This window comes from Yoonia sp. (assembly GCF_030731595.1).
In the GTDB taxonomy this organism is placed as follows: domain Bacteria; phylum Pseudomonadota; class Alphaproteobacteria; order Rhodobacterales; family Rhodobacteraceae; genus Yoonia.
In genome coordinates this window covers 24953-36179 of sequence record NZ_JANQTS010000088.1, presented here as the reverse complement: position 1 = coordinate 36179, position 11227 = coordinate 24953, and the positions used below count along the sequence as shown (strand labels likewise).

The following is an 11227-nucleotide window of genomic DNA, read 5'->3' as shown; positions in this document are numbered from 1 at the left end:
TGACCCTGCCTCAAACTCCTTCCTTCCGCCTTGATGGCAAGCGTGCGCTTGTGGCGGGCGGGTCTTCGGGGATCGGGCTGGCTTGCGCTGTGGCCTTGGCCCATGCGGGCGCAAAGGTCACGGTCGCCGCGCGCAATATCGCAAAGATAGAGGCGGTCGTCGCTGAAATTAACGCGGCAGGCCTTGCCGCAGATGCTTTGACCTTGGACGTCGCCGATGTGGCCGCGACAGAAACGGCCGTGCTGGAACACGGACCGTTCGATGTGCTGGTGAATTCGGCGGGACTGGCGATCCATTCTCCTGCCGTTGATACGATCGCGGCAGATTTCGATGCGGTCTGTGATATCAACTTCAAGGGGGCCTATTTCCTGACCCGTGCCGTGGCCAGGGGGCTGATCGCGGCAGGCAAACAGGGCAGCCTGATCAATATCACCAGCCAGATGGCGCATGTCGGCGGGATTGACCGGGCGGTCTATTGCGGGACCAAACATGCCGTAGAGGGCTTTACCAAGGCGATGGCCATCGAATGGGGCGCGCTGGGCATTCGGGTCAATACGATCTGCCCCACCTTCATCCGCACACCGCTGACCGAACAGACCTTCAAGAACCCCGAACGGGTCGCGTGGATCATGGATAAGATCAAGCTGGGCCGCGTGGGCGAGGTCACCGACATCATGGGCCCTGTGGTCTATCTGGCCTCTGATGCGTCGGCACTCATGACCGGCACCCATCTGTTGATCGACGGAGGCTGGACGGCGGATTGATGGAAAAGGTGACATCCTTGCAAGTGGCCGAACGGGCCGGGGTCAGCCAATCCGCTGTTAGCCGCGTCTTTACGCCCGGCGCCTCAGCCAGCGCCAAAACGGTCGAAAAAGTGCGCAAGGCCGCAACCGAGCTAGGGTATCGGCCAAATATGATGGCGCGCGCCATGATCACCGGCAAAAGCCGGATCATCGGTTTGGTTGTGGCCTATCTGGACAACCAGTTCTATCCGCTGGCCTTGCAGCTTTTGTCCAATGCCTTGCAGGCCAAGGGTTATCACATTCTGGTCTTTACAGCCGCCAATACGCGGGGTGATGCCGATGAAGTCATGCAGCAATTGCTGGATTATCAGGTGGACGGAATCATTACCGCCTCGGTCGGGATGACCAATGATCTGACCCAGCGTTGTGCGGCGGCGGGCATCCCTGTGGTGATGTTCAACCGGGGTCAGGCGGGCGATGATATCTCTTCGGTGACCTCGGCGAACAAGCTGGGCGGGCGGCATGTCGCAGAGTTCTTGCTGTCCTGCGGTCATCGGCGGCTTGCGCACATCAGCGGCTGGTCCGGGTCCTCGACCGGGCAAGACCGGCAAAGCGGATTCTGCGCGGTTCTGGCCGAACACGGGCAGGATGTGCCTGTGATCGACGGGATGTTCGATCGCGAAACGGCTGCGGCGGCCGCGCGAAAAATGATGGAAAGCGCCACGCCGCCGGATGCGATCTTTGTCGGTAATGACCATATGGCCTTTGCCGTGCTGGATACGCTGCGCCACGACCTTGGGCTGCGGGTCCCTGATGATGTGGCCATTGTCGGCTATGATGATGTCCCGCTGGCCGCATGGCCTGCCTATAACCTGACCACGATGCGGCAGCCGGTCAACCGGATGGTCGATGCAACGGTCAATATGCTGCTCACACGGATCGAAGACCCCGCAACAGCGCCACGGCGTCTGGAAATCGAAAGCCCGCTGATCCAGCGCGGCACCACCAAAGGACCAAAGACATGAAGGGTTTTTCCAACCGCTGGAAAGATTTCCCCGATTACATCATCGGGATCACCAAAGAGATTTGGGAAGATCGCGGTGTGGGTACGCTCAATCATTACTATGCCCCCGACATACCCGTGCGCTCGCCCATGGGTGTCAGCATCGGCAATCAGGCCGTCATCGCCTCGACGATGGCGACGATCAACGAGTTTCCTGACAGGGAACTCTTGGGCGAAGATGTGATCTGGTCGGGCGATGAAATCACCGGTTATCTGTCCTCGCATCGTTTGCTGACCAAAGCCACACATACCCGCGACGGGCAATTCGGGCCTGCGACAGGCAAGCACTGGCAGGTCTATGTCATCGCCGATTGTGCCGCCAAGGAAGACACGATCTATGACGAATGGCTGGTGCGCGACTATGGCGGCATCGTGCGGCAGTTGGGGATGGACCCCCGCGACTATGCCGCAGGCCTGATCGCGCGCGAAGGCGGGCCGGACATGGCGAGCAAGCCGTTTACCCCCGCGATGGATGTCGATGGCGGCTATCACGGGACAGGGAACGATAATCCGTGGGGCCAGCGCTATGCCGACACGCTGATGCGGATCATGCAGCACGATTTCAACCATATCCGCGATACCTATGACCGCGCCTGCATCGGTGAATATGCCGGTGCAAAGCGGGTCACGGGATGGGACGGAATTTTGGCGTTCTGGGTCGGGCTGCGGTCGTCTTTTCCGCAGGCAGCGTTCAAGATTCACCATCAGATCGGGATGGATGCCGATATGCTGAGCCCCCGCGCCGCGATCCGCTGGTCGCTGGATGGCCTGCACGACGGCTGGGGCAGTTTCGGCGCACCGACAGGCGCGCATGTGCATGTGATGGGCATTTGCCACGCTGAATTCGGACCCTACGGGCCGGACGGCGTCGGCCTGCGCCGCGAGTTTGCGCTTTATGATGAAGTCGCGATCTGGAAGCAGATCTTGTTGCAGTCAAAAGGTTAGCCCTTTGGCTCGTGTGAAAAAAGGAAGACCAAATGACCCCCGCTGAAATGGAAAGCCGGATCGTGCGCTATGGTGATCTGCGCCCCTGCAAGACGGCTTTTATAGACGCCCATACGCCGGGATCGGACCAGAAAGAGAACTTCACCATCATCGGTGGCGGTGTCTCGGAAAGCCCCGACCAGCACGTCCATATCGCCATCCCGCATGGGTTCAACATCGGCGCGGCGGGGCAACCGCCCAAATGCCGCAACTCGCTCCACAGCCACCGCACGGCCGAGGTGTTCTTTGTTCTGAAAGGCCGCTGGCGGTTTTTCTGGGGGCGCTGGGGAACCGCAGGCGAGGTCGTGCTGGAAGAAGGCGATATCATCAATATCCCGACCGGCATTTTCCGCGGGTTCGAAAATATCGGCACTGATTACGGGATGATCATGGCTGTGCTTGGCGGTGACGATGCGGGCGGTGGAGTCATCTGGGCACCGCAAGTGATCGAGGATGCGCAAGCCCACGGCTTGGTTCTTGGTGACAATGGCAAGCTCTACGATAGCAAGAAGGGCCAAAGCCTGCCGGACGGAATCGGCCTGATGCCTGTTCTGACCGAGGCCGAACTGGCCGATTTCCCCGAGCCTACAGCCCGCACGGTCGTGCCCGGTTTTGTCGCGCGGTATTGGGACCTGATGGCGATGGCCGACCAGACCCCCATTCAGGTGATCGGCGAAAAGGGCGTCTTGAAAGACAGGCCCGGTTTCGAGGTCGCCTTGATGAACCGTAACTCTGCCTCTGAAGAGATGCACCAGCATGACCGCCCTTCGGTCCTTATGCCGATGCGTGGGCATTGGCGGGTCAATTGGGATGGCGGCAGTGTCACGCTGGCACCGGGCGACACAATGTCGTTCCCCGAAAACATCCCCCATAATGCCGTCCCTTCCATGACGGGCGAGGCCAGTTTGTACCATGTGGTTGCCACCGGTGACGCTGCTGGTCCGACGTGGCAGGGCTGAACACAACAAAAGGATGATGCAATGTCGAAAGTCTTAACAACGCATGTGGGTTCTTTGCCCCGTACCCAAGAGGTTGTCGATTTCATCTTCGCCCGTGAACACGGCACGCCTTACGATAGTGCTGATTTTGACGCCGCCATGACCGTTGCTGTCTCTGACACCGTGAAAAAGCAGGTGGACGCGGGCATTGATATTGTCAGCGACGGCGAGACATCCAAGATCAGCTATGCGACCTATGTCAAAGACCGCTACACCGGCTTTGACGGCGACAGCCCGCGCAATGCGCCAGCTGATCTTAAGCTCTTTCCCACTTTTCTCAAACGCTTGGCGGCCGAAGGCGGCACGCCGAAATACGCCCGCCCGATGTGCGTGGGCGAAGTGACATCCAAAGGGCAGGGCGAGTTGGAAAAGGATATCGCCAACCTGCAAGCAGCGATGGCCCAGCATGGTGCCGCGCGCGGGTTCATGAATGCGGCATCGCCGGGTGTGATTTCGCTGTTCTTGCAGAACGATTTCTACAAGACCCGCGAGGCCTACCTGGCCGCTTTGGCCGATGCGATGAAAGCGGAATACGAGACAATTGTCGCTGCGGGCCTTGATCTGCAACTGGATTGTCCTGATCTGGCGCTGTCGCGGCATATGCTGTTCAACGATCTGTCGGATGATGAATTCCTCAAGATCGCGGCAAGCCATGTGGAGGCGCTGAACCATGCGCTTTCGGATATTCCGGCGGAGAAAGTGCGTGTGCATATCTGCTGGGGCAATTATGAAGGGCCGCATGTCTGCGATATCCCGATGGCCAAGATGTTCGACACGCTGATGTCGACCAAATCGCGCTATGTGCTGTTTGAAACATCGAACCCGCGTCATGGCCACGAATGGGCCGTGTTCCGTGACCGTGCGGCGGATATCCCCGATGACAAGGTGCTGGTACCGGGCGTTGTCGATACAACGACCAATTTCGTCGAACACCCCCAGCTTGTGGCAGAGCGCATCGGGCGCTTTGTCGATATCGTCGGTGCAGAGCGTGTGATTGCCGGATCGGATTGCGGTTTCGGAACCTTCGCAGGCTTTGGCGCCGTCGATCCGCAGATCGCGTATGCGAAGCTGGGCGCATTGGCCGAAGGGGCCGCACTCGCGCGCTAGAATTCGGTTGGACTGCCTGCGGTTTTGCCCCATTTAGCATAAGGTAAGAGGGGGCCTCACATGCTTAATCCAGTCACATCCGCTTTCGAAGAGATCTTGCATGGGCTCTTGCCTGCGGCAGCGTTCAAGCCCGACACAGCACCCTATGTCACAGAGCCGCGCGGGCGCTGGGCAGGCCAGGGGTTTGTTGTGGCGCCAAGCAGTACCGAAGAGGTGGCCGCCGTCGTGCGCGCCTGTGCCGAGGCGCGGATCGGGATTGTCCCTTACAGTGGCGGGACCGGCTTGGTGGGCGGGCAGCTTTTGCAGGATGGCCTGCGGCCAGTGGTCTTGTCGCTGGAGCGGATGAACCGTATCCGCGCAATCTATCCGTCTGAAAACGTTCTGGTCTGTGATGCCGGTGTGATTCTGGCGGACGTCCAGAAAGCCGCCGAAGACGTGGGGCGATTGTTTCCCTTGTCACTGGCCTCGGAGGGATCGGCGCGGATCGGTGGACTGCTATCAACCAATGCCGGCGGCGTGAATGTGCTGCGCTACGGCAATGCGCGTGCGCAATGTCTCGGGGTCGAGGTCGTGCGCCCTGATGGCACGATCTGGCACGGGCTGACGCGTTTGCGCAAGGACAACACCGGCTATGATTTGCGCAACCTGATGATCGGGGCCGAAGGGACCTTGGGTATCATCACCGCGGCCGCGCTGAAAATGGTGCCGCGTCCGGTCGGGGTCGGGGCTGCGATGATGGCGGTGCCATCGCCAGCGGCGGCTTTGGAACTGCTGGCGCTGGCGGGCAGCCGGATCGGTGATGGCGTGTCCGCGTTCGAGATCATGCATCGCAACGGCTTTGATTTTCTGGCCGAGGTCGGGATGGACGTGAAGCAACCCTTTGCGGAAATCCCTGAATGGTGCGTGCTGATTGATGTGGGATTACCCGGCGGTCTGAGCCCCGAGGACGCGCTTGAAGGTTTGTTTGAAGCGGCCTTTGACGCAGGGCTGGTCACCGATGGTGTGATCGCCCAAAGCAACGCCCAGCGTGATGCCTTCTGGTACATCCGCGAAACGATCCCAGAGGCGAACCGCCGGATCGGATCGGTCAGTTCGCATGATATTTCTGTCCCGCTCAGTGCGGTGCCCGCATTCATCGACCGCGCGGGGCAGGCCTTGGCGCAGGTCGGGGCGTTCCGCATCAATTGTTTCGGGCATCTGGGCGATGGAAACCTGCATTACAACGTCTTTCCCATGCCCGGCCGGAACCGTGCGGACTATGAGGCTGAGCGTCCGCAGGTCAAGCGCGTGGTCCATGATCTGGTCCACGCATTGGAGGGATCGGTGAGTGCGGAACACGGGATCGGGCGGCTCAAGGTCAAGGACCTCGAGACCTATGGTGATCCCGCGAAACTGGCCATGTTGCGCGCGATCAAGGATGCGCTTGATCCTTTGGGGATCATGAACCCCGGCGCTGTGTTGCGGCAGAAGTAGTCAAACATCGGAAAGGGACGCGGAGCATGATTGCCTATGTAACTGTCGGTGCAGACGATCTGGTTCGCGCAAAACGTTTCTACGGGGCTTTCCTGCCAGTCCTTGGTTACGGGCTTGCTGAGGGACCAGAGGGCCTCAGTTACGCGCTGCCGGTTGAACCCGGGCAGCCTCCCGTTTTTCCGGATTTCTATGTTAAGCCAACATTCGATGGGCGTCCGGCTTCCGCGGGTAACGGTACGATGATTGCATTCGAGGCGCCCAGTCAAATGCAGGTTCGTGAACTTCACGCCGCAGCCCTTGCCGCAGGCGGTTCGGACGAAGGCAAGCCGGGCTTTCGCGCGGCCTATGGGCCTCATTTTTATGTTGGCTACCTCCGCGACCCTCAAGGAAACAAGATTGCGTTGTTCTCGAATAATCGAGACGATCCCGGACGGGACGGTTAGCGCAGGCGGTTGTCGGTCATGTGGGAGAGATGGGTAATCCGCTATTCGCCCTCGAAGGCGCAGAGCGTATGCACGGCCATGCCGAGCGCTTCGAGTTTCTTGCGCCCTCCCAGATCGGGCAGGTCGATGATGAACGCGCAGCCGATGACTTCGGCCCCCATGCGTTCGATCAGCTTGATCCCCGCCTCGGCTGTGCCGCCTGTGGCCAGCAAATCATCGACCAGCAGCACCTTTTCACCGGGCTGCAGCGCGTCGTCGTGGACCTCCATCGTGGCCTTGCCGTATTCGAGCGTGTAGTCCTGTTCGATGGTCTTGCCGGGCAGCTTGCCTTTCTTGCGGATCGGCACGAAGCCAAGCGAAAGCTGGTGCGCAATCGCTCCGCCAAGGATGAACCCGCGTGCCTCCAGCCCCACCACCTTGTCGATGGGCTGGCCCGCATAGGGGTGTAGCAACTGGTCGATGGCGATCCTGAAACCGCGCGCATCACTAAACAGAGTGGTCACGTCGCGGAACATGATCCCTTCATGCGGAAAATCGGGGATTGTGCGGATATAGTCTTGGACGGTTTTCATGCATGTGCTTTCGAAAGGATGCGGCCGGCGATGGCGTCGAGTTTGGACATAAGGGCAGGGTCACGTTTGTCAGGGGCTGTCATGATCGCGTATTCCAAAGCCTGGTCGCAGCCATGCGGGCAGGGCGCGCGCTCAGGTCCCAGCAAGGCAGGCAGGCCAGCGATCAGGTCACGGGCTTTGCTGCCGTTGCCTTGCAGTGTGGCGATGATTTCGGTGATATCGACGGCCCCGTGGTCGGGGTGCCAACTGTCGTAGTCAGTGATCATGGCGACCGAGGCATAGCACATCTCGGCCTCGCGGGCGAGTTTGGCTTCCGGCATATTGGTCATGCCGATGACATCGCAGCCCCATTGGCGGTACATTTTGCTTTCGGCCATGGACGAAAACTGCGGGCCTTCCATCGCCAGATAGGTGCCACCTCTGTGGATCGTGATGCCAGCGTTGCGCCCTGCGGTTTCGCAGGCGTCCGACAGCCTGTCGCAGGTCGGATGGGCCACGCTGACATGCGCCACACAGCCTGTCCCGAAAAATGATTTTTCCCGCGCAAAAGTCCGGTCGATGAACTGATCGACAATGACGAAATCACCCGGCGCCAGTTCCTCGCGGAAAGACCCGCAGGCGCTGACGCTGATGATATCTGTCACCCCCAGCCGTTTGAGCGCGTCGATATTGGCGCGGTAAGGGACCGTTGTGGGCGAATGCACATGGCCCCGCCCGTGACGCGGCAAAAAGGCCATCGCAACCCCGTGCAGTTGTCCTGTGAGGATCGCATCCGAAGGCTGCCCCCAAGGGCTGTCCACCGAGACCCACGCCGCATTTTCCAGCCCGTCCATGTCATAGATACCGGACCCGCCGATAATCCCGATCTTTGTCTGCATCGTCCCTCTCGTTTTGTCGTGGTCCAAGGACAGTGAAGCGGATTTCGCCAAATGTGAAGTGGTCACGCCGTGCCACTGCCGCAACACAGCAAAATGGTCCCCTTTGAAGGGGTGACAACCCCGGGTGGGTCCGATAGGCCCGCCCCAACATCCCAGGTACGACAGGAAATCTTATGGCCCGCGCCCTTTTAGCGAGTTTCGCTGACAGTCTTTCGCTTCGTGATCCCGATGCGCCGCTGACGCCCGCGCGGCTACGGGTCGAGATTCTGTCAGGGCTGACGGTTGCACTTGCCCTTGTGCCCGAGGCTGTGGCCTTTGCTTTCGTGGCGGGGGTCGAGCCTTTGGTCGGCCTTTATGCCGCTTTCATCGTGGGTCTGATTACTGCACTTTTTGGCGGTCGGCCTGGGATGATTTCAGGGGCGACCGGTGCGCTGGCTGTCGTCATGGTGAGCCTCGTCGCTGTGCATGGTGTGGAATACCTCTTTGCAACAGTCGTTCTGATGGGGCTGATCCAGATATTTGTGGGGGTCATGCGCTGGGGCAAGTTCATCCGCCTTGTGCCGCATCCGGTGATGCTGGGTTTTGTGAACGGTCTTGCGATCGTGATTTTCCTGGCCCAGATGGGTCAATTCCAGGTCCCCGGCACGGCCGAGGCCGCAGGGCACGGCATGGCCAACGGGCAATGGCTGTCCGGTGCGCCGCTTTTTCTGATGCTGGCTTTGGTGGCGCTGACAATGGCGATCATCTGGGCTGTGCCCAAGATCACCAAAGCTGTCCCTGCGCCATTGGCCGGGATCGGGATCGTGGCCGCCCTTGTGATCGGTTTTGGCTTGGATGTGCCTGTGGTCGGTGACATGGCCAGCATCGAAGGCGGTCTGCCGCCCTTCCATCTGCCGGTGGTGCCGCTGACGTGGGAGACCTTCCAGATTATCCTGCCCTATGCAGTGATCCTCGCGGCCATTGGCCTGATCGAAAGCTTGCTGACCCTCAACCTTGTGGGCGAGATGACCGGCAAGCGTGGCGGAGCGAGCCAGGAATGTATCGCCCAAGGCGCTGCGAATACCGTTACCGGGTTTTTCGGTGGCATGGGTGGCTGTGCGATGATCGGGCAATCCATGATCAACGTAAAATCCGGCGGGCGCACCCGTGTCGCTGGCGTTGCGGCAGCATTGTTTCTGCTGGCCTTTATCCTCTTTGCCAGCGGGTTGATTGAACGGATTCCCTTGGCCGCATTGGTCGGCGTGATGTTCATGGTCGTGATCGGGACATTCGCGTGGAACTCTTTGCGTATCCTGCGCAAGGTGCCGCGCACCGATGCTTTCGTGACGATCCTTGTGACGATTGTGACGGTGGCTACGGACCTTGCCACCGCTGTTGTGGTTGGCGTGATCGTCTCGGCGCTGGCCTATGCGTGGAACAATGCAAGCCGCATCCATGCGCGCACCTATCAGACACCCGAAGGTGCGAAAGTCTATCAAGTGCAAGGCCCCCTGTTTTTTGGCTCTTCCGAGGGGTTTGCGGAATTGTTCCAGATCGACACCGATCCTGCGCTTGTCATCATTGATTTTGACGAAAGCCGCGTGGTTGATCAGTCGGCCTTGCAAGCCATCGAGGCGGTGGCCCTGAAATACGAGGACGAAGGCAAGCGTATCCAGTTGCGCCACCTCAGCCGCGACTGTCACCGGCTTTTGTCAAAGGCAGGGCATCTTGTCGTCGATAGTGATGATGATCCGGACTATGAACTGGCGGTGGATTACAGCGTCAAGACAGGGATCATCGGAGGCCATTAATTCCCCGGGCGCTTGAGGCTAAAGACCTCGCGGATCACTGAATAATCCTGATATCCCAAACGGGTCAGGGGATTAAAGGTGGTCAGGTCAAACATGCCATCTACCATGCAATCGTCGCGCAAATGCACGCCGATGACCTCTCCGAAGACAGCGAAATTGGCAGCACCGGGCAATTGCACGATCTGGGTCAGTTTACATTCCAGCGTGGCTGGGCTGCCTGCGACGCGGGGGCAATTGATCATGGTGCAGTCTGCCTTTTCCACCCCGGCCAGCGCAAATTCATCGGTTGCGCGGTCCCACGGGCCAGAGGTCTGGTTCATCAGATCGCGCGCGCTGTATTCCACGACGTTCACCGCAAAGACGCCTGTTTCGCGGATATTGGCGACCGAGTCCTTGGTGCCATCGCGGTCGGGCTTGGCGCTGGTCGAGGCAAACATGACCTGTGGCGGCTCGTAAGCGACCGCGTTGAAAAAGGAATAGGGGGCCAGATTGTCGTGGCCTTCGGCGCTGCGGGTGGCGATCCAGCCGATCGGGCGCGGGGTGACGACCGCGTTGAATGGATTATGGGGCAACCCGTGCCCATTTTTTGGCTCGTAAAACATCGTGCAGCCTTTTCGTTCGGTTTTCCAAGGGGTAACCTGCACCAATGTCTTTGGCCAGATGAAAGAACCATGCAGCAAACGGCACTTACACTGGCCCAGGAAACGGCAGCAGATTGGTGGGAGGTCGAAGCCCTCTATGACCTTTGCTTTGCGCCCGGGCGGTCGGCCCTTTCGTCTTACCGCTTGCGCGAAGGTGTCGATCCGATAGCACCGCTTTGCCTTACCGCGCGGGACATGGACGGGATCTTGGCAGGTGCGGTACGGAACTGGCCGGTGCGTGTGGGCGAGCATGAGGTGATCCTTTTGGGGCCAATTGCCGTTCACCCGACACGGCAGGGCGAAGGTGTGGCTGCGATGCTGATGCACCGGTGTCTGGCCGAGGCGCGCAGCATGGGGCACGCGCGGATCATGCTTGTGGGTGACGCGCCATATTACGGGCGTTTCGGGTTTGAAAAACTGACCGGAGTAGAGATGCCGCCACCGACCAATCCGGATCGCGTTCTGGGAGTGGCGTTGCAGGAGGGGGCTTGGGATCACCTGCGCGGACCTGTTGTGTCGATGCGCGATTGAAATT

The 11227-nt window shown here is 59.8% G+C and carries 12 protein-coding genes; 9 read left to right on the top strand and 3 right to left on the bottom strand.

Annotated elements, in window-relative coordinates:
- Positions 1-5 precede the first annotated feature (5 nt).
- Genes NWQ23_RS10265 through NWQ23_RS10235 form a run of 7 tightly spaced genes read left to right on the top strand, consistent with a single transcriptional unit; the run spans position 6 to position 6811 of the window.
- Positions 6-764, top strand: a complete 759-nt coding sequence (locus tag NWQ23_RS10265) for an SDR family NAD(P)-dependent oxidoreductase (RefSeq protein ID WP_372340123.1) — start codon at positions 6-8, stop codon at positions 762-764.
- The gene (locus tag NWQ23_RS10260; RefSeq protein ID WP_306166237.1) at positions 764-1768 is read left to right on the top strand and encodes a LacI family DNA-binding transcriptional regulator; all 1005 of its coding nucleotides are present in this window, start codon (positions 764-766) and stop codon (positions 1766-1768) included. The genes NWQ23_RS10265 and NWQ23_RS10260 overlap by 1 nt, the downstream gene beginning before the upstream one ends.
- A complete protein-coding gene (locus NWQ23_RS10255) occupies positions 1765-2751 on the top strand; it encodes an ester cyclase (protein ID WP_306166235.1) in 987 nt (328 codons plus the stop codon). Before NWQ23_RS10260 ends, NWQ23_RS10255 begins: the two co-directional genes overlap by 4 nt.
- Positions 2752-2783: 32 nt before the next feature.
- Entirely contained in the window at positions 2784-3749 is a 966-nt protein-coding gene (locus NWQ23_RS10250) for a cupin domain-containing protein (RefSeq protein WP_306166233.1), read from the top strand.
- 21 nt (positions 3750-3770) lie between these two features.
- Entirely contained in the window at positions 3771-4895 is a 1125-nt protein-coding gene (locus tag NWQ23_RS10245) for a cobalamin-independent methionine synthase II family protein (protein ID WP_306166231.1), read from the top strand.
- Between the two features lie 60 nt (positions 4896-4955).
- A complete protein-coding gene (locus NWQ23_RS10240) occupies positions 4956-6368 on the top strand; it encodes an FAD-binding oxidoreductase (protein ID WP_306166229.1) in 1413 nt (470 codons plus the stop codon).
- A 26-nt stretch (positions 6369-6394) separates the two neighbouring features.
- On the top strand, positions 6395-6811 hold the full coding sequence (locus tag NWQ23_RS10235; RefSeq protein WP_306166227.1) for a VOC family protein: 417 nt from the start codon (positions 6395-6397) through the stop codon (positions 6809-6811).
- A 41-nt stretch (positions 6812-6852) separates the two neighbouring features.
- On the opposite strand, the gene NWQ23_RS10230 is transcribed toward NWQ23_RS10235, so the two are convergent.
- Together NWQ23_RS10230 and NWQ23_RS10225 are read right to left on the bottom strand one after the other, a co-directional pair.
- Complete coding sequence (locus tag NWQ23_RS10230; protein WP_306166225.1) at positions 6853-7383, bottom strand: adenine phosphoribosyltransferase; 531 nt, start codon at positions 7381-7383, stop codon at positions 6853-6855.
- Positions 7380-8261 carry an S-methyl-5'-thioadenosine phosphorylase gene (locus NWQ23_RS10225; RefSeq protein WP_306166223.1) on the bottom strand — a complete coding sequence of 294 codons (882 nt, stop codon included), beginning with the start codon at positions 8259-8261 and terminating at the stop codon, positions 7380-7382. The genes NWQ23_RS10230 and NWQ23_RS10225 overlap by 4 nt, the downstream gene beginning before the upstream one ends.
- A gap of 173 nt (positions 8262-8434) precedes the next feature.
- Here NWQ23_RS10225 and NWQ23_RS10220 point away from each other — a divergent pair, with 173 nt between their 5' ends.
- Positions 8435-10051, top strand: coding sequence for a SulP family inorganic anion transporter (locus tag NWQ23_RS10220; protein WP_306166221.1), 1617 nt, complete (start codon positions 8435-8437; stop codon positions 10049-10051).
- On the opposite strand, the gene NWQ23_RS10215 is transcribed toward NWQ23_RS10220, so the two are convergent.
- Entirely contained in the window at positions 10048-10653 is a 606-nt protein-coding gene (locus NWQ23_RS10215) for a flavin reductase family protein (protein WP_306166219.1), read from the bottom strand. The two genes, NWQ23_RS10220 and NWQ23_RS10215, sit on opposite strands and share 4 nt — an antisense overlap.
- Before the next feature lie 69 nt (positions 10654-10722).
- Here NWQ23_RS10215 and NWQ23_RS10210 point away from each other — a divergent pair, with 69 nt between their 5' ends.
- Positions 10723-11223, top strand: coding sequence for a GNAT family N-acetyltransferase (locus tag NWQ23_RS10210; protein WP_306166216.1), 501 nt, complete (start codon positions 10723-10725; stop codon positions 11221-11223).
- The last annotated feature ends 4 nt before the right edge of the window (positions 11224-11227 follow it).

Bases quoted from the DNA above. Each gene is read 5' to 3' on its own strand.
- NWQ23_RS10235 (WP_306166227.1), top strand. From the start codon at position 6,395: ATGATTGCCTATGTAACTGTCGGTGCAGACGATCTGGTTCGCGCAAAA.
- NWQ23_RS10260 (WP_306166237.1), top strand. From the start codon at position 764: ATGGAAAAGGTGACATCCTTGCAAGTGGCCGAACGGGCCGGGGTCAGC.
- NWQ23_RS10230 (WP_306166225.1), bottom strand. From the start codon at position 7,383: ATGAAAACCGTCCAAGACTATATCCGCACAATCCCCGATTTTCCGCAT.
- NWQ23_RS10255 (WP_306166235.1), top strand. From the start codon at position 1,765: ATGAAGGGTTTTTCCAACCGCTGGAAAGATTTCCCCGATTACATCATC.
- NWQ23_RS10250 (WP_306166233.1), top strand. From the start codon at position 2,784: ATGACCCCCGCTGAAATGGAAAGCCGGATCGTGCGCTATGGTGATCTG.
- NWQ23_RS10245 (WP_306166231.1), top strand. From the start codon at position 3,771: ATGTCGAAAGTCTTAACAACGCATGTGGGTTCTTTGCCCCGTACCCAA.
- NWQ23_RS10210 (WP_306166216.1), top strand. From the start codon at position 10,723: ATGCAGCAAACGGCACTTACACTGGCCCAGGAAACGGCAGCAGATTGG.
- NWQ23_RS10225 (WP_306166223.1), bottom strand. From the start codon at position 8,261: ATGCAGACAAAGATCGGGATTATCGGCGGGTCCGGTATCTATGACATG.
- NWQ23_RS10220 (WP_306166221.1), top strand. From the start codon at position 8,435: ATGGCCCGCGCCCTTTTAGCGAGTTTCGCTGACAGTCTTTCGCTTCGT.
- NWQ23_RS10240 (WP_306166229.1), top strand. From the start codon at position 4,956: ATGCTTAATCCAGTCACATCCGCTTTCGAAGAGATCTTGCATGGGCTC.
- NWQ23_RS10215 (WP_306166219.1), bottom strand. From the start codon at position 10,653: ATGTTTTACGAGCCAAAAAATGGGCACGGGTTGCCCCATAATCCATTC.